The 22,179-nt window shown below is 64.7% G+C and carries 19 protein-coding genes and 1 tRNA gene; 12 read left to right on the forward strand and 8 right to left on the reverse strand.

Annotation, left to right across the window (positions count from 1 at the left end; all coding sequences use genetic code 11):
- Positions 1-22 precede the first annotated feature (22 nt).
- Positions 23-99, reverse strand: a tRNA-Ile gene (locus Q9Q40_05445).
- A gap of 109 nt (positions 100-208) precedes the next feature.
- On the opposite strand from Q9Q40_05445, the gene Q9Q40_05450 reads away from it, so the two are divergent.
- Together Q9Q40_05450 and Q9Q40_05455 are read left to right on the forward strand one after the other, a co-directional pair.
- A complete protein-coding gene (locus Q9Q40_05450; protein ID MDQ7006655.1) occupies positions 209-2,344 on the forward strand; it encodes a hypothetical protein in 2,136 nt (711 codons plus the stop codon).
- 102 nt (positions 2,345-2,446) lie between these two features.
- Entirely contained in the window at positions 2,447-2,680 is a 234-nt protein-coding gene (locus Q9Q40_05455; GenBank protein MDQ7006656.1) for a ferredoxin, read from the forward strand.
- Between the two features lie 78 nt (positions 2,681-2,758).
- Here Q9Q40_05455 and rpoD read toward each other — a convergent pair whose 3' ends face one another.
- From rpoD to larB, 3 genes are all read right to left on the reverse strand, one after another.
- Positions 2,759-4,498: an RNA polymerase sigma factor RpoD gene (rpoD, locus tag Q9Q40_05460; protein MDQ7006657.1), complete on the reverse strand. Its 1,740-nt coding sequence runs from the start codon at positions 4,496-4,498 to the stop codon at positions 2,759-2,761.
- Between the two features lie 176 nt (positions 4,499-4,674).
- The gene (dnaG, locus tag Q9Q40_05465) at positions 4,675-6,477 is read right to left on the reverse strand and encodes a DNA primase (GenBank protein MDQ7006658.1); all 1,803 of its coding nucleotides are present in this window, start codon (positions 6,475-6,477) and stop codon (positions 4,675-4,677) included.
- 211 nt (positions 6,478-6,688) lie between these two features.
- Positions 6,689-7,441: a nickel pincer cofactor biosynthesis protein LarB gene (larB, locus tag Q9Q40_05470; protein MDQ7006659.1), complete on the reverse strand. Its 753-nt coding sequence runs from the start codon at positions 7,439-7,441 to the stop codon at positions 6,689-6,691.
- A 238-nt stretch (positions 7,442-7,679) separates the two neighbouring features.
- On the opposite strand from larB, the gene Q9Q40_05475 reads away from it, so the two are divergent.
- From Q9Q40_05475 to Q9Q40_05505, 7 genes are all read left to right on the forward strand, one after another.
- Entirely contained in the window at positions 7,680-7,961 is a 282-nt protein-coding gene (locus tag Q9Q40_05475) for an HU family DNA-binding protein (GenBank protein MDQ7006660.1), read from the forward strand.
- Positions 7,962-8,180: 219 nt separating this feature from the next.
- Positions 8,181-9,029 carry a protein-glutamate O-methyltransferase CheR gene (locus Q9Q40_05480; protein ID MDQ7006661.1) on the forward strand — a complete coding sequence of 283 codons (849 nt, stop codon included), beginning with the start codon at positions 8,181-8,183 and terminating at the stop codon, positions 9,027-9,029.
- An 8-nt stretch (positions 9,030-9,037) separates the two neighbouring features.
- The gene (locus tag Q9Q40_05485) at positions 9,038-9,526 is read left to right on the forward strand and encodes a chemotaxis protein CheD (protein ID MDQ7006662.1); all 489 of its coding nucleotides are present in this window, start codon (positions 9,038-9,040) and stop codon (positions 9,524-9,526) included.
- Positions 9,526-9,942 carry a response regulator gene (locus Q9Q40_05490; GenBank protein ID MDQ7006663.1) on the forward strand — a complete coding sequence of 139 codons (417 nt, stop codon included), beginning with the start codon at positions 9,526-9,528 and terminating at the stop codon, positions 9,940-9,942. Before Q9Q40_05485 ends, Q9Q40_05490 begins: the two co-directional genes overlap by 1 nt.
- An 87-nt stretch (positions 9,943-10,029) precedes the next feature.
- On the forward strand, positions 10,030-10,353 hold the full coding sequence (locus tag Q9Q40_05495; GenBank protein ID MDQ7006664.1) for a chemotaxis protein CheX: 324 nt from the start codon (positions 10,030-10,032) through the stop codon (positions 10,351-10,353).
- Between the two features lie 29 nt (positions 10,354-10,382).
- Entirely contained in the window at positions 10,383-11,690 is a 1,308-nt protein-coding gene (locus Q9Q40_05500) for an EAL domain-containing protein (GenBank protein MDQ7006665.1), read from the forward strand.
- Positions 11,691-11,768: 78 nt separating this feature from the next.
- Entirely contained in the window at positions 11,769-12,977 is a 1,209-nt protein-coding gene (locus Q9Q40_05505) for a radical SAM protein (GenBank protein ID MDQ7006666.1), read from the forward strand.
- 48 nt (positions 12,978-13,025) lie between these two features.
- Here the strand turns inward: Q9Q40_05505 and Q9Q40_05510 are convergent, their stop codons facing one another.
- Positions 13,026-13,496 carry a putative molybdenum carrier protein gene (locus Q9Q40_05510; protein ID MDQ7006667.1) on the reverse strand — a complete coding sequence of 157 codons (471 nt, stop codon included), beginning with the start codon at positions 13,494-13,496 and terminating at the stop codon, positions 13,026-13,028.
- Positions 13,497-13,571: 75 nt separating this feature from the next.
- On the opposite strand from Q9Q40_05510, the gene Q9Q40_05515 reads away from it, so the two are divergent.
- Entirely contained in the window at positions 13,572-16,895 is a 3,324-nt protein-coding gene (locus Q9Q40_05515; protein ID MDQ7006668.1) for a glycosyl hydrolase, read from the forward strand.
- A gap of 16 nt (positions 16,896-16,911) precedes the next feature.
- On the opposite strand, the gene Q9Q40_05520 is transcribed toward Q9Q40_05515, so the two are convergent.
- The 3 genes from Q9Q40_05520 to Q9Q40_05530 form a co-directional block, all read right to left on the reverse strand.
- Positions 16,912-17,580 carry a PhoU domain-containing protein gene (locus Q9Q40_05520; protein MDQ7006669.1) on the reverse strand — a complete coding sequence of 223 codons (669 nt, stop codon included), beginning with the start codon at positions 17,578-17,580 and terminating at the stop codon, positions 16,912-16,914.
- A gap of 4 nt (positions 17,581-17,584) precedes the next feature.
- Positions 17,585-18,676: a Na/Pi symporter gene (locus Q9Q40_05525; protein ID MDQ7006670.1), complete on the reverse strand. Its 1,092-nt coding sequence runs from the start codon at positions 18,674-18,676 to the stop codon at positions 17,585-17,587.
- Positions 18,677-18,887: 211 nt separating this feature from the next.
- Positions 18,888-19,922: a hypothetical protein gene (locus Q9Q40_05530; GenBank protein MDQ7006671.1), complete on the reverse strand. Its 1,035-nt coding sequence runs from the start codon at positions 19,920-19,922 to the stop codon at positions 18,888-18,890.
- Between the two features lie 229 nt (positions 19,923-20,151).
- Here Q9Q40_05530 and Q9Q40_05535 point away from each other — a divergent pair, with 229 nt between their 5' ends.
- Both Q9Q40_05535 and aroF read left to right on the forward strand, forming a co-directional pair.
- Positions 20,152-21,165 (forward strand): CBS domain-containing protein, encoded by a 1,014-nt coding sequence (locus tag Q9Q40_05535; GenBank protein ID MDQ7006672.1) that lies wholly within the window; start codon positions 20,152-20,154, stop codon positions 21,163-21,165.
- A gap of 17 nt (positions 21,166-21,182) precedes the next feature.
- Positions 21,183-22,178 carry a 3-deoxy-7-phosphoheptulonate synthase gene (gene aroF / locus Q9Q40_05540; GenBank protein ID MDQ7006673.1) on the forward strand — a complete coding sequence of 332 codons (996 nt, stop codon included), beginning with the start codon at positions 21,183-21,185 and terminating at the stop codon, positions 22,176-22,178.
- The last annotated feature ends 1 nt before the right edge of the window (position 22,179 follow it).

Genomic DNA, 22,179 nt, shown 5'->3' on the forward strand with positions numbered 1-22,179 from the left:
CCGACTACCCGACGATCCCTCGTGGTGGGCCCACCAGGGCTCGAACCTGGGACCAGCTGATTATGAGTCAGCCGCTCTAACCATCTGAGCTATGGACCCCAAAACCGGTAGTTTATCACAGCACATGGGGAGTTTCTCCCTTCTTTTCTGCCTGATTGCCTTTCTCCCGGGTCCCTGGCCTGGCGCCTCCGTGGGCCAAGAGGCTCCGGTGGAGCGCACCGGGAGAATGGACCTCCAGCAGGTCCACCGCGTGCAAGTCGATGTCTCTGTCATCGATCCCCGGGGCAGCCAGTGGGGCTCCGTCCGAGGCATCCCCCGGTCGGCCTTTCGACTCTGGATCGACGGCTCCCACCTCGATCCCGAAACCGACAGCCGCGTGGAATTCGACGAGATCTGCCCGGCCCCCGGCGAAGATCCAGGCGGGGCGGAGCAACGCCCAACACTCATCGTGCTGGTGGACCTGAACTTCCTCGATGCCCGGATGCGCTTCGCCGTGGCCCGGGCCCTGGATGACCTGGCCGGTGCGGCCGAACAGCACGACCTGCGGGTCAAGGTCATCACTTTTCGGCGCCAGCTGATGTCCCTTACCGACGGTTTTCGCTCCCGGCCGGAGGCGATCCGCCAGACCGCGACGCGGCTTCGGCGGACGCTCTCGGAAGGGCCGTCCCGCCAGTCCCCCGCCGCGAGGCTCGAGGCGATCGCCCGGGATCCCCAGCAGGCCATCCGGTCGCCGGACCTGCGCGGCTTCCTCGACCCGGATACCCGCCGCCTGCCGGACCGCCGCCTGCCGGCGATGGAGATCTCGCTGCCGGGCCTGGACCTGTCGGCCGATCGCTCCCTGACAGGGCTCCAGGACGTGGCGGCGCCCACCAGCGTCCTGGCCGCGCTCGAAACCGACCCCCGCCCCTCCCTGGCCGCCCTGGAGAGCGTGCTGATCTCCCACGCGTCCCTCCCGGGCCGCAAGGCGGTGATCCTCTTCAGCAGTGGCTGGTTCGATCTGCCCGAGGAGCTCTGGATGGCCTATACCGCCGACCTTCTCCTGGCCGCCCAGAGAGGATTCGCCATCTGGACGGTGGATGCCAGGGGCCTGCTGGGATCGAGAGGGGCCGACGCCAGCTCCCGTCTGCTGGGCTACCTCTCCGCCTCCACGGGGGGCGAATTCATCGAGTCGGCGGGCCGACTCTCGGTGAGCTTCGACCGGGCTGTGGAACAGCTTTCTTGCTATTACCTTTTCAGTATTCCCGTCGCTCCCCCGGCCCGGGGATCGAGACGCCATTCGGTGACCGTGGCCCTGGACACCAAGGCCCATCCCGAGTACTGGCACTACCGGATTCGCTCCACCTCGGGCTTCACCCTGCTGGACCGGGACAAGTTAAGGACGTACAAGCGCCTGGCGGCACTGATGGAACCCACGGCCCACCGCTTTCCAGAGGTACGGGTGACCGCCTCCTACCCGCAGAAGGAGGGCCGGAGCTACTTCACGCCGATCGAGGTCTCGGTGGTACTTGCCGACCTCTTCTTCAAGGCCCACGGCGGCACCTTCCAGGCGGAGTTGAGCTGGGAGGGCCTGGTCACAGACAGCCGCAACCAAACGATCTGCCGGCTGGGCGACGGCCGGGAGCACCAGGTTCGCGCCCGGCAGGCGCCGGCGCGCTTTCCGCCTGCGATGCTGATCCTTCGCGATCATTGCTCGCTTCCCGGTCCCGGGGTGTACCAGGTCCGCGTCCTGGTGGAGGACCTGGCCACCGGTGAAGTGGGCGCAGCCCTGGCCGAGATGGAGATTCCCGGCCCCTCGGCCGAACTGGCCACCGTTTCGGCCCTTCGGCTGGGCAGGAACAGCGGACGCGACTTCCTCCTGCCCAACACCTCCACCAGCCAGGCGGTGATCCCGCGGGACCGGGACCGCCGTGGTTTCATTCCCCTGGCGGACGGCGAGAAAGCGGCCCGCAGCGACAAGCTGATGCTGCGCTTCGTCGCCTGCAGGGTCAGCCGACCGCCGGCGGCGATACTGTTCCGCGAGGATGCGGACGGCAGCCGCAAAGTGCTCTACCAGCTCTTGCTATCCACGGGGGGCACTCTGGCGAGCGACGAGGGCAGTTGTACCGAGTACCAGGCGGTCGTCCCCGCCTCGACTCTCGCTCCGGACCACTACGGCATCGCCCTTTTCGACCGCAACGGACCACCGGCCTCCAGTAAGCAGCTCGAGCAGTGGCTCGACGCGGAGCACGCCGAAGCCCTGATCCTCTTCCAGATCGAGGCCGACCCGTACCGGGACGAGCCGCTCCAGGACCAGCAGACCCGGGATCTAAGCGCCCCCTGCTTACACCTGTTTTTTGCAATTTAGGCGCCCTGCCCTGTGGTTTTCCGCCGAAAATCAAGCTAACTTACCGCGCAGGTTTTGTCGTCTTCACCGCACTCTCACCCATTCGCAAGAGAGGACAACGTCATGGCTGATCCTTCTGCCAAGCATCCCGAGAACGCTGCGGGCAAGTTCTACGTTGACGAGAACTGCGGCGGCTGCCAGGTGTGCATCGGCACAGCTCCCGAGAACTTCCAGATGACCGACGACGACGACCACGCCTACGTGGTCAAGCAGCCGGCCAACGACGAAGAACTCGAAGCTTGCCAGGAAGCGATGGACTCCTGCCCCGACGAGGCCATCGGAGACGACGGCGAGTAGCACTCGCCGGCAAGCGTCACGAAGAAGGCGGCCCGACGGGCCGCCTTCTTGGTGTTGGGATCCGAGGCGATGATCAGCTCACGGGGCCGGGCTGGTTCCGGGCCCTCCCCCGAGGAAGGGCTTGAGCAGCCGCGCGCGTGAGGTCTGACGAAGCTTGCGCAGGGCCTTGGACTCGATCTGCCGAATCCGCTCCCGGGTCACCGCGAAGGACTGCCCGACTTCCTCCAGGGTGTGCTCGCTGCCTTCGTCAACGCCGAACCTCATCTTCAGAACCTTCTCCTCCCTTGGAGTCAGGGTCTTGAGAACGGTTCCCGTCTGTTCCTTGAGGTTCATCCTGACCACCGCCTCCACTGGAGAAGGGGATTTTTTGTCCTGGATGAAGTCTCCCAGATGGGAGTCTTCGTCTTCCCCGATGGGCGTCTCCAGTGAGATCGGCTCCTGGGCGATTTTCAGAACCTTGCGAACCTTGCTGGCCGGCACATCCATCCGGCGGGCGATCTCTTCCGGTGTCGGCTCACGGCCAAGCTCCTGCACCAACGCGCGGGCCGTGCGCACCAACTTGTTGATCGTTTCGATCATGTGAACCGGGATACGGATCGTGCGTGCCTGGTCGGCAATGGCCCGGGTGATGGCCTGGCGAATCCACCAGGTCGCGTAGGTAGAGAACTTGTAGCCCCGCTTGTACTCGAACTTGTCCACGGCCTTCATCAAGCCGATATTGCCTTCCTGGATCAGGTCGAGAAACTGGAGGCCACGGTTGGTGTACTTCTTGGCGATGGACACCACCAGGCGCAGATTGGCTTCGATCAGGTCCTTCTTGGCCAGCGCCGCCTCGGCCTCTCCCTGCATGATCTCCCGGGCCAGGCGCGAGAGATCTTCGAAGGAAGCCCGCATTTCCGCCTCGATGATGCGGGTCTCATCGCGGGCGTCCTCGATCTTCCGGCGCAGTTCCCGACGCACACCCGCGTCACGAGCGCTCTTGAGACGACGTTTGAGGTCATCCTCGATCCGCTGGTGACGCACCGCACGCCGGTTGGCGTCCTTGACCTCCTTGGCCAGCCGCTCGATGTAATTCTGGTGCAGACCCACTTCCTGAATGGCCCGAGCGACATCGTCCTGGAGCTTGGCCGCCTTGGCGGTGGCCTCCCTGTGCGCCTTGGCCCCTACTTTCAGGCGCCCCATCCGGCTCTGCACCGCGTCGAGTTCCTTGACCAGTGTCCGGATCTTCGCGATGCGCTTGTTGGCACGCGTGACCTTCCGCCGGATCAGCTCGTCTCGGGGCAGGCTGCCGGCCTTGCCCTTGACCGTGTCTTCACTGATGTCGAAGAACTCTTCGACGGCTTTGGGATGCTGCTTGAGTCTGTCGGGAATCGCCAGCAGTTCATCGATGCCAAAGCGGCTGCGCGAGAGGGCCCTGAGAACTTTCAGCTCTCCTTCTTCGATCCGCTTGGCGATTTCCACTTCTCCCTGCCGCGTGAGCAGGGGTACCGTTCCCATTTCCCGGAGGTACATCCTCACGGGGTCGTTGGTTCGCTCGTGCTCGACCTGCGGCACCGGATCGTTCTTCCGGCGTAGATCGCTGCGTCGCCCGGGTAGGGCATCCGAGAGTTCGTTGTCCTCTCGCTCTGTCTCTTGCTCCGGGTCGAGCACGTCGATTTCCTGGGTCTTGAGGAACTCGTAGACTTCCTCCATCTCCGCCGTGTCGGCGAGCAACTCTTCCGGCAGCTGCTCTTTGACCTCGTCGCGGGTGAGGCAGCCTTTTTCCTTGCCCAGGGCGAGGAGGGCTTTGACCTCCTCGTACTTCTCATCGATCCGCAATTTACGATCTCCCACCTGGATGACACCAGGATTGGAAAACCTGTCTCGATGGCGTCAGCCACCGCTGGTCGCGACCCGAGCCGCCATGCCCGGACCACGAAACTCATCACTTACCTTTCGCGCCATTCGCGCACACTGCTATCGACTCTGGCTACTCCTCCTCGAGGTTCTCTCCCTCACGAAACCGCTCCCCGGTCTCCCACGGGTTTCAAACCCTGAATCTCCCTGGCGAGGCTGACCTTCTCGGCCATCAAGGCCTCCAGCCTGTGCGCGTCCGCCTCGGCACCGATCTTCTGCTGCACCTCTTTCAGGCGTGCCCGGAGAGCGGCTCCCTGCAGGCTGACGAGGGCAGCCTCCAGGTCCTCGCGGTCCGGCTCCGCCGTAGCCTCGAAGGCGAGGGCCAGGATGGCCTGGCGTTCGCCCTCGGCAGCGGTCTCCGCCAGCCGGCGCAGATCCCAATGCTCCCGCCGCGCCAAACCCTCGCTCCACCGGGTCACGGCCGCCCGGGCCACCGAACCCAGCGCCTGCGGCGGCAGATCCTGCACTCGAGTCAGCAGCTCGCGGCGCTCGTCTTCATCGACGAGGCCATCGAGGAAACGCAGCACCACCGCCTCTGCCGGGGCGATCCGCACCGGGGCGGCTTCTCGGCTGCCCCGCGGCGTCCGGAATTCCTTGCGTCGAGCCCGCGCCGCCCGCTGCAATTCGGCAAGCATCAACTGGTCCTCGATACCCAGCCCCGCCGCCACCTGGCTGGCCGCCTCGGCCCGCGCCAAGGCACTCGGCAGAAGCACCAGGTGCTCGAGCATCATCTCCACGGCCGCCACGCGCCCATCGATCGCCTCGAGATCGAAACTACGCCGCGCCTCCAAAACGAGGAAAGTGGGCAGATCGGCGGCCTCGTCGATCATCTCCCGCACTCTTTCCACCCCTTCGGCACGCACCATCTCGTCGGGATCCTTCCCGGCCGGCGCAGCCACCACACGGACTCCGAGCCCGGCGCCCAGCAGCGGCCCCAAAGCTCGCATCGTCGCCTTCCGACCGGCTGTATCGCCGTCAAAAAAGAGCACGACCTTCTCGGCCCAGCGGCGGATGACGTCGGCGTGGTGGGGCCCCAGGGCGGTGCCGCAGACCGCGACCACGCCTGGAATACCCGCGGCGGAAAGTCCCAGCGCGTCGAAATATCCTTCGACTATGACGATCTGGCCACTCCTACGAACCTCTTGGGCAACCTCGGATAGGCGAAAAAGAGTACGGCTCTTGTCATAGACGGGGGACTCCGGTCCGTTGAGGTACTTGGGCTCGTCGTCACCGAGGGCCCGCCCGCCGAACGAGACGACCCGGCCCGCGGTGTCGCGGATGGGAAAAGTGAGCCGACCGCGGAAGCGATCGTAGAACCCACCGCCGCTGCGCCGGGGAAGCGCGAGACCGGCCTCGGAAATCTCGTCACCGGAAAAGCCCTGGCCGGCAAGATGACGGAGCAGCCGGTCCCACTCGGTCGGGGCCCAGCCCAGACCGTGGTGGGCGATGGCCTCGGCACCGTAGCCTCGGCGGCCGAGATACTCCCGCGCCCGGGCTCCCTCCGGCGCCGCCAGCCGCTCGGCAAAGAAGTGCTGGGCCAGTTCGAGGGCCTTGAGAATCCGCTTGCGGCGGCGCCCGGAGTGGTCCTCCTCCCGGCCCGTCACGCGGGGACGGGGGATGCCGTAGCGTTCGCCCAGGAGGTCGGCCGCCTCGGTAAAGCTGATACCATGCAACTCGGCCATGTAAGTGAAGACGTCTCCACCGACCTGGCAACCGAAGCAATGAAAGACCCCCTTTTCGGGACTGACCCGGAAACTGGGGGTCTTCTCCTGGTGGAAGGGACACAGGCCGACCAGGGCGTTGCCCGCGCGACGCAACTTGACCGTCTCACCGACGATAGCGGCAAGGTCCGCTGCCCGACGGATCTCCTCGAGATAATCCCTGTAGCTGCCTGGAGCCATGCGTTTCCTGCGCCTGGTCCGACCGCAAACCCCGACTGCCGAGCCCCTGGATGCCTGCCCGCGACCTTCCGGCGTCCGCTGTACATCGTGGGTAGGGATCCCCCCGCGGGACTACCCTCGGACTCTAAAGCATAGTTGGATGAATTTTACTCTGATGCAAGTCTTTCTGCAACGGGTTTTTCACACTTATCCGTGACCATCGTCCCGGCATCTACTTCCGCTTGATGATCGCCCTTGCAGCGCAGGCCGCTCCGAAGCCGTTGTCGATGTTGACGACGGTCAGCCCCTCCGCGCAGGAAGTGAGCATACCCATCAGGGCGGTCATGCCGCCCTGGGCCACGCCGTAGCCGACGCTGGTCGGAACGCCGATCACCGGAGCGTCCACCAGCCCCGCCACCACGGAGGGCAGAGCCCCCTCCATCCCGGCCACCACGATGACCACCTTCGCGCGCCGCAGAACCTCGAGATGCTCGAGCAGGCGATGGAGCCCAGCGACCCCCACGTCGTAGATGCGCTCTACGTCCAGGGAAAACACGGCCGCCGTGACCGCCGCCTCTTCGGCCACGGGCAAGTCCGCCGTCCCCGCGCTGACGATGGTCAGGCCCTTGACCTTGCGGCGCCCCCTGCCTGGCGAAAGCCAGGAAAAAGTCCTGGAAAGCGGATCGTACCTCCCCCTCGGAAAGCGCTCGGCGAGCATCTTCCCCGGGCCGGGAAGCAGGCGGGTCACCAACACCGTCGCTCCCTTGTCGAAGAGGTGTTCGACGATCTCCAGGATCTGGTCGGTGGTCTTCCCCTCCCCCAGGATCACCTCGGGAATCCCCCGCCGGCTGGGCCGCTGGTGATCGATGCGGGCCGAAGAGAGCTGTGCAGTCCCCAGGGTGGACAGGCGCTCGACCGCCTGGGCCACACCTGTTTTCCCGGAACGGACTTCCCGCAGCAGCTTGGCAATCTCCTGACGATCCAGCATCTGGCCTCCCGCCCCTGACGGGGGTCGCGCCGGCGGCGTCCACGTCACCTGGCGTCGCTGCCGATTATCCCCTACCCGGACGCCCGCGCCCCCGGGAAATCCCCCCACGGCGCGGAGATCGGGCGAGACGACCGTTGACCGCCGCGCTCGAGACATGATAGACAAGAGCGGCAGAAAACGGTGTGTCTGGGTCCAACAACCGGCGGATCTCTGCCCGCCACATCAAGGAGCGGCCATGAACAAAGCGGAACTGATCGACAAGATCGCAGCAGATGCGGGGATCACCAAGGCAGCGGCGGCACGGGCCATCGAATCGATGATCGATGGCGTGGCACGCTCCCTGAAGGCCGGTGAGCGCACGACGCTGGTGGGCTTTGGCACCTTCACCGTCAGCCAGCGCAAGGGACGCGTCGGCCGGAATCCCCAGACGGGCGCCGCCATCGAAATCAAGCCGAAGCAGGTCGTCAAGTTCCGCGCAGGCAAGGAACTCGAGGATATCCTCAACCCCGATTCCTGATCCAGCGTCGGCGCCCGGCTGTCACGGTCCGACAGCCTCCTCTCTGCGGCCGCTCCACCGTCCGCAGGCCGGGGGGGCATCCATCCCTGGAGCCCGATGGGCACCGGGCCCGGGGGTGTTGCTGTCAAGTCCGGTGGATTCCGTACCGATACGGGGTGTTGCCGGCTCCGCCCGCGCCGCTCGCGGGCGGGTTTCCGGCGGCCGGAGCCCTGGCTGCCCATGTCGACCGCCGTTTCGGAAGCGCCGATCACCCTCGACACAAAGCTTTCGCCCGGAGACTACGAGAGGATCCGGGCCCTGATCCACAAACACGCCGGTATCGCCATGCCGGATGGCAAGGAAGCCCTCGTCGCCTCGCGCCTGAGGCAGCGGCTGAAGGCCTGCGGCATCTCGACGATTCCCGAGTACCGCGACTTCGTGACCCGGAATCCCGAGAGTCATGAACTGCGGGCGATGATCGATGTGCTGACCACCAACAAGACCAGCTTTTTCCGAGAGGAAGCTCATTTCCGCTACCTGGCGGAGGTGGTCGTCCCCGAGGCCCAGGCCTCGCGCCGACTGCGCCTGTGGTCTGCCGGCTGTTCGACGGGACAGGAGCCCTACACCACGGTGATTTGCCTGGCGGAAAGCCTGAGGGACTTCCAGCAGTGGGACATTCGCATCCTCGCCACCGACATCTCCGACCGCGTCCTCGCCGAAGCCAAGGCTGGTCGCTACCCGCGGCACACGCTCGATGGACTCGATGAGAGCCTGGTGCGCAAGTACTTCCAGGCAGAAAAGAATCAAGGGGAGTGGGTCTACGTCGCCAACCCGATCCTGCGCAAGCCCGTGAGTTTCGCCCGCCTCAACTTGATGGCTCGCTGGCCTATGAAAGGCCCTTTCGACGCCATCTTCTGCCGCAACGTGATGATCTATTTCGACAAACCGACCCAGGAGCACCTGGTCAACCGCTTTCACGACCTGCTCCGACCCGGTGGGCACCTGCTGATCGGCCACTCCGAAAGCCTGACCGGCCTTGACCATCCCTACGAGTCCATTGCGCCCGCCACCTACCGGCGGAAAGCCTGAGGGGCGCGATGCCGGTCATCTCGGTGGGTGTGGGTGACGTCGCGGTTTCCGCGGACGGCCGCGGGGAGATCGTGACCCATGCCCTGGGAAGCTGCCTGGGCATCACGATCTGGGATCCCATCGTCAAGGTCGGCGGTCTCCTGCATGCCATGCTCCCCAACTCCGCCGTAGACAAGGCCAAGGCCGACGAGAACCCATTCATCTTCGTCGACACCGGCGTACCCCGGCTCTTCAAGAAAGCCTACGCTCTCGGCGCCGACAAGAAACGCATCGAGTTGAAGGTCGCCGGGGGCGCCAGCCTGCGGGCCAACAAAAGCCAGGACGACTTGTTCAAAATCGGGAAACGCAATGCCGTCGTTCTCAAGAAGCTGCTGTGGAAGAACGGCATTCTGATCGCTTCGGAGGATGTGGGGGGCGAGGTGTCGCGAGCCATGAAACTCGATCTTTCCACCGGCAAGGTCTCGCTGGTCGTACTAGGCCGGGAAAGGGAACTCTGATGGCGCTCAATGTGCTGATCACCGACGACAGCAAGATCATGCGCGCGGCTATCATTCGCACCCTGCAAATGGCCGACGTGCCCGTCGGGGAAATCCACCAGGCTGAAAACGGCCAGGAGGCGCTCGAGGTGCTCGATCGGCAGAGCGTCGATCTCCTGCTGGCTGATATCAACATGCCGGTGATGAACGGCGAGGAATTGCTCGAACGAGTGCGCGCTCACCCGGCCCACCAACCCCTGGATGTCATCGTCATATCCAGCGAAGCCAGTCCCACCCGTATTCACCGAATCGAAGGCCGTGGAGCCTGTTTTATCAGGAAGCCGATCAAGCCGCACGAACTGCGACGCACCGTCATGCGCCTGACAGGAGAGACCGATGACCCTGATCGTGACGAACCCGATGACAGTGATTTTTGAGCTATGCGAGCAGGCCTTCTTGGACTCGGTTTTCATGATGGCCGCCCCTCTCGACAGCCTCCCCGACCCTGAACCCTCTGGGCCGGAATGCAAGTGCGTTTCTCCGGGCCGCTCGTGGGCGAGATGACACTCCGCCTGAGCCGGGACCTGCTGGGAGACCTGGCCGCGAACTTCATGGGCACCGATACCCCTCCCGCCGAGGACGTTCAGCACGATGCCCTCGGCGAGGTCGTCAACATCATCTGCGGCAACGTGCTCCCGGCCCTGACGGAGGAGGAGGGCGTTTTCGACATCACGCACCCCGAGCCGCTGGAAACCACCGCTGACCTGGCCGGCGACGGCAACCAGGTATTCGATCTCTACATGTCGATCGACGATGGTTATGGTCACCTTCGGCTAGTTCTGAACTGAGATCCACGGTGACACCCATTGGGGGAAAGATGGCCGAATCGAAGCTCAAGAAGTCGCCTCGTGCAACGCTGCCCGATCTCGCCCGGGAAATCGATCAGGTCTTCGCGGGCGCCGCGCGACCTCTCGATCAACTGCTGGCCCGATCCGGCTCTATCGGCCTGATCCGCGTCGGCATGGAAGCCCTCGACGCCGTGGAAGCCCGCTTCGGCGCCGGAGCCCGCTCGGAGGTCGCCGCCCAGGTCGAGAGACTCGTTCAATCCACGCTTGGCGGGACAGTGACTGAACAGGATCGATTCACCCACGGCCCGGGCGAGATCGTCGTCATGTTTTTCCGTCCCTCGGGTGACCAGGACTTTTTCGACCACCGTCTTCCCGGATTGGCCATGACCCTGCGACGCCAAATCGAGAAGCATCGGCAACAACTGGTGTTCCCCTACCTGAGGCCCGCTCCGCGGCTCGACGTCGGGTGGGGACTGGCTCCCCACAACGCGGCAGTTCGACCGGGAAAGACCATCGCCGTAGCCCTGGAACAGGCCCGCCGAGACGGTCGGATCTACGCCGAGGCAAGCGAACTCGAGGAGTTCCGCGAACTCGCCACCCTGGTGATCCACGAAAGGATCCGGCCGGTCTTCGAGCCGATCGTGCACCTCCCCAGCCGCACGGTCTACGGTGTCGAAGCTCTCTCGCGCGGCCCTCGCGGGTCGATCTGGGAATCGCCGGCCCATCTCTTCGGCGTGGCCCGAAAAGCCAACAGTCTTTTTGAACTCGATGTCGTTTGTCGGCGCATCGCCCTGAGAGAACTGGCAGGGCACATTCCCGCCAACCAGGTGGTTTTCCTCAACTGCATGCCTTCCGCCCTGCTCGATCCCTCCTTCAGCGGCCGGACCCTGGAAAAGACGCTGGAGGCCTGCGGACTCCATCCCCATCAGGTGATCCTCGAAATCAACGAGCAGGAATCGATCCAGAATTCCGAACTCTTCCACAAGGCCGTTCACCACTATCGGCAGGTGGGTATCCGCATCGCTCTCGATGATGTGGGTTCAGGTTACGCCAGCCTCTCGTCGATCCTCGATACCCGGCCCGACCTGGTCAAGATCGACCTTTCCCTGGTGCGCTCGGTGGACAAAGACCCGGCCCGAGAGGAACTGGTCTACACGCTGGTCAAGCTCGCCCACCGGATCGATGCGGCCTGTGTGGCCGAGGGCGTCGAAACGAAAGCGGAACTGGAGACCCTGGAGAAGCTCGAACTCGACTATGTGCAGGGTTATCTCTTCTCGCGACCCACCACTCTCGAAAACGCACTGAGCCCCGATATCCTGCGAGAAGCGTTTTCCTGACCATCCGCCGGAGTTGGCGTCCTGGCTTGGACGCGGTAGATTGACGTTCGGTCCCGCGCCGGGATCCGCGAGAGTTCGATGCCGCACCTGTCCCTCAACGACGAACGGCGCCTTTCCCGCTACGTCGTCCCCTTGGGCGTCGAGGGGAAAGGCGGGCTCTACCATACGGTGACCGGGCGTCGCCTCCCGGTGGAAGCCGACGAGCAAGCCCTCGAGAGGGAGTTCTTCCTGGCCGGCCAGGAACGGCAGGCGCTGCTGTCGCGCCTGTTCCGGCCCCGTCGCACCCTGGTGCTGACCCTGATCGTCACCTGGGAATGCAACCTGCGCTGCAACCACTGCACCGTGCTCGACAAGCTGGTACCGGAAGCGCGGGCCGAGGTCGATCCCAGGCGCCTGGCGGATTTCGTACGCCGTTTTCGCGAAGCCCGTCCCGAAATCGAATCGCTCAAGCTGACCTTTCTTGGCGGCGAACCGCTGCTACGGCCCGACCTCTGCCTGGAGACGCTCGCCTGCTTGCGGGAAGTTGCCGGTGAAATCCGCTGCGATGCCACCTCCAACCTGGCGATGCCTCTCGAGGAAGCCCATCTCGAGTTGATCCGAGCCTGTGATGACCTGGTAGTCAGCCTCGATGGTCTCGAATCCCAGCACAACGCCCAACGGCATCCGTTTCGGGATGACTTCAACCCCTTCGAAAGAACCCTCGCAAATCTCGAGCGACTCGGCCGGGAGGGTTTGAACGGCAAGGTACTCGTGCAGGGCGCGATTCGGGACGAGTTCGCGAGCATCGAGCTGTTCCAGGATTTCCAGCGGCGGCTGATGGCGCTCGGTGTACCCTGGAATCGAATCGCCTTCGAGACGATTCACCCCACGCGCCTCAAGCCACGACCTCAGCAGACCTACCTGGCGACACTGCGGAATCCCACGCTCCGCACGGATCCCTGCTGCAAATACCGCGGTGGCTACAAGCTGATCGTCAACGACGACGGCACCCTCTACTCGGACTACTACGACTGGGAGCCCCTCGGAACCCTCGATGACCCCATCGAGCCGATGCTCGAAAGGCACCGGAAGATGGTCCTCGACACCATGCCCGTGCTGCATGACGAGGGCTGCCGCGACTGCCCGGCCGTTGGTTATTGCTGGGGGGGATGCACCAATGCCCACGAACTGGCCCGCGAACCCAGCCGCCACTGCGATCAAGCCTTGCTGATCCGGAAGATCCGGGAGTTGGCCGTCAAGGACGAGCTGCCTGCGCCACCGGTGACCGACACCTGCAACTCGACCTGAACGGGGCGCCGCCAGGCTCGACCCTCCCGCCGGGGACGGGCCGTGCCCTCACCCGGAAAGATCCAGCGCCTCGAGGACCCGCCGGGCCCAGGCCCCGGCTTCGGGTTCTTCCGAGTACCTGGGACCGGCTATGTTGAGACGCCCGATCCGGTATCGCCGGATGAAATCCCCGACCTCGCCGACGGCCCGATCGACACCCCAACTCCGGGGGACGACGAGCAGGGGACGCCCCGTCCGACGGGCGATGGAGGCCGTCAGGGCACTCCCTCCACTCAACCGGCGATCGACGCAGAAGACCAGTGTTCCGTCACTGTCGCGCACGTTTCTCGCGGTACGCTCGCCGGGATCCGCCGATGCCGTCTCGCGCAACCTGTAACGCTGAGGCAGGGGCCCGTCTTCGGCCAGCCGACCCGCCGGGCACCAGCCGTCGTGGTCGACGCCGTGCTCCAGGGCCCAGTCGAGGGCGGCCCGATCGACACCGGTCTGGCCGCCGGAAACGATGGTCAAATTCAAGACCACGGCAGCGCTTCCCTCCAACCGCTAGAATAGCCGACCGATGATTTCGCCGGGTCCCGGAATTCTGGAGGTTGTGCCTTGAGACGCCTTTTTCCCCTTATCTTCGCCGCCCTTCTTCTCGCCGCCCCCTCAACCCCCGCCGCAAGACGTCAGAACAGCGGTGAGAAGAAAACCGCGCCCCAGAAAGACGTTCTTTCGGCGGCCACCTTCTCGGGCCTCGAACTCCGCGCCATCGGCCCGGCGCTGACTTCCGGCCGCATCGTCGATATCGCGGTGGACCCGGCGGACGCGAGCCGCTACTTCGTCGCCGCCGCCTCGGGAGGCGTCTGGAAGACAGAGAATGCGGGAACGACGTTCGTGCCGATCTTCGATGATCAGGCTTCCTACTCGATCGGCTGCCTGGCGATCGCTCCAGGACATCCCCTGGTGGTCTGGGTCGGCACGGGAGAAAACAACAGCCAACGCAGCGTTGGTTACGGCGACGGCGTCTACAAGAGCGTCGACGGGGGAAAGACCTTCAGGCGCATGGGTCTCGAAAACTCGGAACATATCGGCAAGATCCTGATCGATCCCAGAAATCCTCAACGCGTGCTCGTCGCCGCCCAGGGGCCGCTGTGGAAAGCCGGCGGCGACCGCGGCCTGTACCTCACCGAAGACGGTGGGGAAAGCTGGAAGAAAATCCTCGATATCAGCCCGGACACCGGCGTCAGTGACCTGGTGGCCGATCCGCGGGATTTCGATGTGCTCTACGCCGCCGCCTATCAACGCCGCCGGCGTACCTGGACGTTGATCAACGGAGGACCCGAGTCGGCGATCTACAAGTCGACCGACGGCGGTGCAAGCTGGCACCGCCTCGAGAGTGGATTGCCGGGCAGCGACCTGGGACGCATCGGCCTGGCCATCGCGCCCAGCCGGCCGGACAGAATATATGCCATTGTCGAAGCCGCGGGAGAGGAAGCCGGCTTCTACCGCTCCGACGACGGTGGAAACAACTGGGTCAAGCGGTCGAGTTACATCTCCTCGTCGCCCCAGTACTACCAGGAGATCGTCGTCGATCCGCTCGATCCCGATCGAGTCTACTCGCTCGACACCTGGATGATGGTGAGCGAGGACGGCGGCCTGAACTTCCGCAAGGTCGGCGAGCGAGCCAAGCACGTCGACAACCACGCCTTGTGGATCGACCCGGAAGACACACGGCACATGATCGCCGGCTGCGACGGTGGAATCTACGAAACCTTCGACCGGGGCGAAACCTGGAGTTTCAAGGCCAACCTTCCCATCACCCAGTTCTACAAGGTGACTCCGGACAACGACTTTCCTTTTTACAACGTCTACGGAGGCACCCAGGACAACGCCACCCTGGGCGGCCCCTCGCGCAACACCAGCCGCAACGGGATCACCAACGCGGATTGGTTCGTCACGGTTTTCGGCGATGGCTTCAAGACGGTCGTCGACCCCCGGGACCCCGCCATCGTCTACTCCCAGTGGCAGTACGGCGGGCTGGTGCGATTCGACAAGCGCAGCGGAGAGATCGTCGACATCCAACCTCAGCCGGGCAAGGACGAGGCGCCGCTGCGCTGGAACTGGAGTTCGGCCCTGATACTCAGCCCACACTCTTCAACGCGACTCTACTTTGGCGCCAACCGGCTGTTTCGCAGTGATGACCGGGGCGACAACTGGGAGCCCGTCAGCCCCGATCTGACCCGGCAGATCGATCGCAACCAGCTCGAAATCATGGGGCGCGTTTGGTCCGTCGACGCCGTAGCCAAGAACATGTCCACATCGTTCTATGGGACGATCGTCTCGCTGAGTGAATCGCCCCTGGTCGAGGGGCTGATCTACGCCGGGACCGACGACGGGCTGGTGCAGGTCACCGAAGACGGGGGCGGCACGTGGCGCAGGGTGGAGTCTGTCCCGGGCTGCCCCCCGATGTCCTATGTCAGCCGGCTCGAGGCCAGCGTCCACGATCCGAATACGATCTTTGCCGCCTTCGACAATCACAAGGCGGGCGACTTCCGGCCCTACCTCTTCAGAAGCGACGATCGCGGTCGCACCTGGCGGTCCATTGCGGGTGACCTTCCGGAACGGGGTTCGGTCTACGCCGTGGTCCAGGATCACCAGAAGCCCGACCTGCTCTTTGCGGGCACCGAGTTCGGGCTCTTCTTCACCCTGGACGGTGGGTCCCACTGGATCCCGCTGACCGGCGGCTTTCCCACCATTGCCGTGCGCGACCTGGAGATTCAGCGTCGAGAGAACGACCTGGTGGTAGGCACCTTCGGGCGCGGCATCTACATCCTCGATGACTACAGCCCCCTGCGGCATGTCGATCGTGAGAGTCTCGAGCACTCCAGGATGCTCTTCCCGGTCAGACAGGCCTGGATGTTCATGCCCGAGGCGCGGCTCGGTCTCGACGGCAAGGCATTCCAGGGCGATAGCTATTTCACGGCTCCCAATCCGCCGTTCGGTGCGGTGTTCACCTACTACCTGCCCGAAAAAATCATGACGCGGAAAGAACGCCGCCAGCAGAAAGAGAAAGAGTGGATCAAGGCCGGCAAGACGCCTCCCTACCCTTCCTGGGAGGAGTTGCGTGCGGAAGCCCGCGAAAAGCCGCCGCGGGTCATTCTCACGGTCAAAGACAGCGAGGGCGGGGTGGTCCGCCGCCTCGAAGGACCGATTGACGAGGGCTTCCACAGGGTCGCCTGGGATCTGCGCTACCCCCCCGCCGATCCGGTACGCTTGACGGAACCCGAGCGAGGTCCGTTCAGCGGAGATCGCCTGGGACCGATGGTCCTTCCAGGAGCCTACGTGGTGGAAATGGCCGTCGAGAGGGACGGCGAGCTTCAACCGACCGGCATCGCCCAGCCCTTCGCGGCCCTCCCCCTGGGCACCGCGACCCTGGCCGCGTCCGACCGTGCCGCCTTACTGGCCTTCCAGCAGCAGACCGCCGACCTCCAGCGGGTGGTCCTGGGAACGCTGAGATGCCTCGACGAGGCCACGGAGCGCCTCGACTACCTGGCCAAGGCCCGTTTCCTGGCGCCCGGCGCCGAGGCGGAGATCGATCAGCGGATCACGGACCTGCGTGCCGACCTGGCGGACCTGCGAGAGAAACTGGCCGGAGATCCCGTACTACGCCGGCACCAGGAGCCGACGCCGCCAAGTATCCTCGAGCGGGTCCAGCGCATCGTCGACGGCCACTGGACCGCAACCGCTGCGCCCACCGGCACCCATCTCCGGAACTATCGCATTGCCCAGGAAGAGTTCACGGAACTCTACCACCGTATCGAGGAAGCCCTGACGATACGACTGAAAAAGATCGAAGACGACCTCGAAGCCGCCGGCGCCCCCTGGACCCCTGGAAGGCTCCCCCGGCTTCCCGATCCGGAGACCGGGAAGTCGTGGTGAGGGTCGCCGGGGGAGGTCAGTTCTGACCGCGGTAACCGATCCGGTCGAAAGGGTTGACGATCGAGGAGGCGATGTTCTTCAGGTGGGCCGAGATGCGCTTGAGGTAGCGAGCGTAGAGGGTGGTGGCGACAGCCTCCTTGCCCGGCAGAGTGGGATCGTCTTCTTCGAGAAGACGGTTGACGATCTCATCGGAGCGCCGGGCGATCCACCAGTGCTCGCTCATCACCTCGCGCGCCTTGTCCTCGTCGGAGTCGGGCAAGGCGGCGATCAGCAGACTGAACATGGTGCGCACCGTGGTCTCGATCTTGCGCATGTCCGGTTCACAGGGGCCGCAGGTCAATCGCTCCGGATGATGCAACGCCAGCTCCACGATGTTCTTCGTGTAGTCACCGATGCGCTCGATGTCGATGACGATGCTGACGAGCACCAGGGCTGCATGGATGTCCGGCTCACCACCCACGGCCAGGTGCGTCATGACCTTGCGACGCACCTCGCGCTCGTAGGCGTTGATCATCTGGTCCTTGGCGTAGATGTCGATCTCGAGTCGGGCGTCGTCGCTTTCCCTCAGTGAGCGCACAGCCGCCTCGAACATCTCCTGGTCCTCGGTAAGCATCTCGCGGGAGCGCTCGAAGGCCTGGTTGAGTTGACTCTCCCGGCCAAGGAGTTCGATCAGTTTCTTGAACATCAGATCACCTCAAGATCCACAGCAAGGCAAGGGGTAGCAGGTAGAAGAACGTGATGATGTAGACCACGGGAATCCAGCGATTTCGACGGGCGAGCCACGAAAAGCGTCGCGCCATCTTGATCGGCAACTCTCTGACGGCGGGGACGGGCCAGATGATGGCAATCCCCAGCACGTTGAAGAACAGGTGCGAGAAAGCGACCGTCAAGGCCGCGGGACTGCCCACCGCGAGCGCCGCGAGCAGAGCTGTGAAAGTGGTGCCGACATTGGCTCCCAAGGTATAGGGGTAGATCTGGCGCAAACTGAGAATACCGGCACCGGCCAACGGCACGACCAGGGAAGTGGTGATGCTGCTGGATTGCACGACCGTCGTCAGCAGGCAGCCGAAGGCCATGGCCCGCAGAGCGCTGCGGAAAATGACATGGTCGAAGAAGGCCTCGACCCTCCGCAGGACCAGTGAGCGCAGGATGACCACGAGATAACGCAGGGCAAAGAACATCAACCCCAAGGAGACGAGAACCAGCAACCAGGGGCGATGCCCGAGCAGTTCCACGAGACCGGCGACGGCGGGATGGGTCAGCGCCTTGAGTGGACTGCTGAACGTCAGCCCGCCCACCTGCTCGAAAGCCCTCGTGAGGAAAACCGCGAAGCCCTCGAGGAAATTCGTCATCCACTGCAGGGGAAAGAGCACAAGAACAGCGAAGATATTGAAGAAGTCGTGCACCACCGAGGCTGAGAAGGCTCGGTAGAACTCCCGCCCACGGGCCACGTGCCCCAGGCTGACCAGGGTATTGGTCACGGAAGTGCCGATGTTGGCCCCCATGATCACCGGGATCGCCGTGTGCAAAGGCATGACGCCGCCTCCCACCAGGGCCACGACGACAGAGGTCGTGGTGGAGGAGGACTGGACCAGGGTGGTGGCGAGAATACCGGTGAACAGGCCCACCAACGGGAAGGCGGCCGAGGCGATCATGTCCTCGACGAATCCACTGCCGAAGAGCTTGAAGCCTTTGCCCAGCAGCGAGATGCTCACGAGGAAGGAGTAGAGCAGGATGAGCAGCCCTCCCAGGCGCAGGGAGACGCTGATCCAGGAAGGCATCCTCTCTTGGGGGGGGCCGGCTGATGCCGCCGGCCTCGAATCAGCCATCGGTCGGGTCTCTCCGGCGGCGGGGTGGGCGCCGCACCGAGGCCGATCTTACATCGAAGTCACGAGAATCCCGCGGCCGAAGAACGTGGGGGACATGCCGGAGCGGCAGGGTCCTTTTTCCGGCGTGCGGCGGGCCGAAACGAGGGCCTGCCCGGCTTTGCCGTCAGACCGGCTGCGGCGCCTCCGACGAGAACGATCCGGCCCCCTCGGCCTGAGCCAGTTCCTCCTCGAGGCGGCCGAGCAACTGGCGAAGTCGCTCGTAGGCCTGCAGACCCGCAGGACGCTCGAGCAGCCGATCGAGTTCCTGGCAGCGCCCGCAGAGGTCCCTGAGCAGGGACGCCAGCTCCACCGGATCCGGCGGGTGATCCCGGTCCGCCATGCGGTCGAGGGCTTCGGCGACCACCTGGCGATCATGTTGGATCAGTTCCTCGCGCTGGTTGATCTGGAGTAGCAGTTCACTCAGGCCGTAGAGGTCCTGCCAGATCTCCATGCCCCGGGCGGGGTCGCGGGGTCGCTGCTCTTCCCAGCGCCAGATCCGGCGCTGGAGTCGGAGGAAGTTCTGACGGTCCGCGAGCCTGAGGGAGGGGCCCGACTCCGATTCGAGCACCGCCGCGATGGCCTGCGCTCCGTCCAGCAGTCTTTCCACGATGGAGGTGGCTTCAGGGGGGCCGTCGGCGGCGATGCGACGTCGAAAATAAGCGAAAAGTCGGCGAAGATCGATGGCCTGCCGCGACTCGGTCAGGGCCGACAGTTCGGATCGCTGCCCCAGGCGTCGACAAAGGAGCTGCTCGGTGGCGATACCCGCCTTGATGAACGAGCCCAGGGCATGGTTGCAGTGGGAGAGCAGCGCCCAGCCCGCGTGGTGATCGCCGCTGCTGGCCAGTTGACTGGCCAGGTGCTGGAGTTCCATCTGCACGACGAAGAGGTGATCCGCCACCGCGTGGGCCGACACCGGACCGAGTTTCTCGACCTGCTCGGCACTCTCCTCGGCGGCACGCGCGTCGAAGAGTTCCAGCAGGGAAGCCAAGACGCCGCCTCCGGACTCGAGGATCCGCCGCGCCTGGGCCGCGTGGGCGACGAAGTGGCTCTCCGCATCCTCGCCCATCTCCCGCACTTCCGCCTCGAGGGCCACCCGGACGAGACTTCTCAAGGCGCCGATCAGGGCAGGCAGTCGTAGCTCGAAATCTCCAGCAGGCATGCTCTTTCCACCTTCCCCGGGGGAGGGAATCCAGTGGCCTTCAGAAGCCCCTTCCCAATGCATAAGTCCCGTTCACTTGCCGGTCCACCTCCTTTTCGCTCCCGCAAGCGCCTGTTTCGTCTCGATCAGGGTTGCCCGAGATCTTCCGCGCTTGCGCGCAGGGAATCCCAAACCTAGGTTTTCCAACAGGTAACGCCTCCCCGGCGACACGCGCCGAGCAGGAGACACGATGCAGATCGCGGGATCGGTACTGGCCACGGAACGCTCGGACCCCGAACAGGTGTTCGGCCTGGTCCGGCAACTGGAACAAGCCGCGGTGGAGATCATTCACTACGACCACATGGACCGGGCGCCGCTGGAACTTTCGACGGTTTCCCGGCTGCGGCGCATGACCGGACTGCCCCTCGAGGTTCACCTGGTCACCCGCCGGCCGGAACAGTGCCTGCCCCTGCTTGCCGAAGCCGGGGTCGACTACTGCGCGGTGCAGCTCGAGACCGCCGAGCATTTCGACCTGCGGCGCCTGCGAGCCTTTCCCGGCCGGCTGGGCCTGGCGGTGCAGACAACAACCCCGATTCGTCGAATCGAACCCCTGATCCACGGCGTGGACTACGTGCTGCTGATGACCACCACGCCCGGCCGCTCCGGTGGCCGCTTCGACCCCGCGGTCTTCGACAGGATTCGCGACTTTCGCCTGCGCCACCCGAGGATGCCCCTGCATGTCGATGGCGGCGTGGACGCCGATGTGTCCTCGGCGCTGCGCGTTCTGGGCGTGGACGTGATCGTCTCCGGCTCCTTTCTCTTCCGCGGGCAGAGCGTGATCCACCGCAAGATGGACCTGCTCCGGGCCAATGCAGACCTGGGTGTGGAATTCTTCATGATGCCCGAAGCGGCCGTGCCTCTCGTCGATCGCCACGCTCCCGTCGATGAAGTCGTTCGCAGCATGGCCCGGGGCCGGGTCGGAGCGACCCTCGTTCTGAATTCCGAGGGACTGCTGGTGGGCCTGATTACCGACGGCGATCTGCGAGAAGCCCTCCTCCGCCACTCTGGAGACCTCGACTCGCTGACCGCCTCGCAGATCATGAACCCACGACCGCTGACCCTCGACCGTGGCCAGAGTTTGCGCCAGCTGGTGCGGGCCGTGGAGTCCTCCGGACGACCGATCCTCGTGGTCCCGGTCACCGAAACGGAAAGCCGGCGTTACGCAGGCTGCATTTCGCTGCATAATCTGCTCCGCCTTTTGTGAGTGGATGTGGAGCACCGATGATCCTGCAGTTGAAGGAAACCGTCTCTCCGGAACGGGCCGCCCGGCTCGCGCAACTCACCGATGGACAACTGGTGGTCTTCCGCGGCCGACGGCTGTTGATCTTCCCCTCCCAGGGTCCGGGCAGTCCTCTACCCGCCGACGAGGACCTGGGTGAGGTCATCGACTTCCACGAAGACTGGCCCCTGGCATCCCGCAAGGTGTGCCCCGAAAAAACGATCATCGAAATCGGCGGGGGCCTGCGCATCGGGGACGGTTCGACCCTCCTGATCGCCGGCCCCTGCGCCGCCGAATCGGAAGCTCAACTCCGCGCGTCGGCTTCCTTCCTGGTGGACCGCGGGATTCGCCTCTTCAGGGCCGGCTTGTTCAAGCCCCGTACATCGGCTTACAGCTTTCCAGGCCTGGAATTCGAAGGACTCGAAGTGCTCGCTTCGATCCGCAGGGAATTCGGCCTGAAGCTGATCACCGAGGTCTACGACACCTCCCATTTCGACGCCGTGGAGGAAATCGCAGACGTGATCCAGGTCGGCTCGAAAGCGATGTTCAACCTGGCGCTGCTACGTCGCTGCGGCCGCAGCTCGAAACCTGTCCTGCTCAAGCGTTTTTTTTCGGCTTCCACCCGGGAGTGGTTACAGGCGGCCGATGTCATTCTTGCGGCCGGGAACCCCAACGTGATCCTGGGCGAGCGGGGCATCCGCACCTTTGAACCCCGCAGCCGCTTCGTCTTCGACCTCAATTCCGCGGTCTACATCCAGGAAAACAGCCACCTGCCCTTGCTGCTCGATCCATCCCACGCCATCGGCCGCGCTTCCGGGGTCGGCGCCCTGGCGCGAGCCGCCGCCGCCTTCGGCGCCGACGCGATCATGGTGGAGGTTCATCCGGCCGTCCAAGAGGCCCGCTGCGACCGGGCCCAGGCCCTGGACCACGCGACCTTCGCGGCTCTCCAGGACGAATTGATCACGATCTGCCGGGCGGTGGGCCGGGAGCTGAAGTGAG

This window comes from Acidobacteriota bacterium, from assembly GCA_030949985.1.
GTDB lineage: Bacteria > Acidobacteriota > Polarisedimenticolia > J045 > J045 > JALTMS01.

Excerpts from the sequence above, each read along its gene's own strand:
- dnaG (MDQ7006658.1), bottom strand. The coding sequence starts at position 6,477 with ATGGCTCCAGGCAGCTACAGGGATTATCTCGAGGAGATCCGTCGGGCA.
- Q9Q40_05530 (MDQ7006671.1), bottom strand. The coding sequence starts at position 19,922 with ATGCCTGCTGGAGATTTCGAGCTACGACTGCCTGCCCTGATCGGCGCC.
- Q9Q40_05490 (MDQ7006663.1), top strand. The coding sequence starts at position 9,526 with ATGGCGCTCAATGTGCTGATCACCGACGACAGCAAGATCATGCGCGCG.
- Q9Q40_05535 (MDQ7006672.1), top strand. The coding sequence starts at position 20,152 with ATGCAGATCGCGGGATCGGTACTGGCCACGGAACGCTCGGACCCCGAA.
- Q9Q40_05505 (MDQ7006666.1), top strand. The coding sequence starts at position 11,769 with ATGCCGCACCTGTCCCTCAACGACGAACGGCGCCTTTCCCGCTACGTC.
- Q9Q40_05480 (MDQ7006661.1), top strand. The coding sequence starts at position 8,181 with ATGTCGACCGCCGTTTCGGAAGCGCCGATCACCCTCGACACAAAGCTT.
- Q9Q40_05520 (MDQ7006669.1), bottom strand. The coding sequence starts at position 17,580 with ATGTTCAAGAAACTGATCGAACTCCTTGGCCGGGAGAGTCAACTCAAC.
- Q9Q40_05525 (MDQ7006670.1), bottom strand. The coding sequence starts at position 18,676 with ATGCCTTCCTGGATCAGCGTCTCCCTGCGCCTGGGAGGGCTGCTCATC.
- Q9Q40_05475 (MDQ7006660.1), top strand. The coding sequence starts at position 7,680 with ATGAACAAAGCGGAACTGATCGACAAGATCGCAGCAGATGCGGGGATC.
- Q9Q40_05455 (MDQ7006656.1), top strand. The coding sequence starts at position 2,447 with ATGGCTGATCCTTCTGCCAAGCATCCCGAGAACGCTGCGGGCAAGTTC.
- Q9Q40_05485 (MDQ7006662.1), top strand. The coding sequence starts at position 9,038 with ATGCCGGTCATCTCGGTGGGTGTGGGTGACGTCGCGGTTTCCGCGGAC.
- aroF (MDQ7006673.1), top strand. The coding sequence starts at position 21,183 with ATGATCCTGCAGTTGAAGGAAACCGTCTCTCCGGAACGGGCCGCCCGG.
- Q9Q40_05495 (MDQ7006664.1), top strand. The coding sequence starts at position 10,030 with ATGCAAGTGCGTTTCTCCGGGCCGCTCGTGGGCGAGATGACACTCCGC.
- Q9Q40_05500 (MDQ7006665.1), top strand. The coding sequence starts at position 10,383 with ATGGCCGAATCGAAGCTCAAGAAGTCGCCTCGTGCAACGCTGCCCGAT.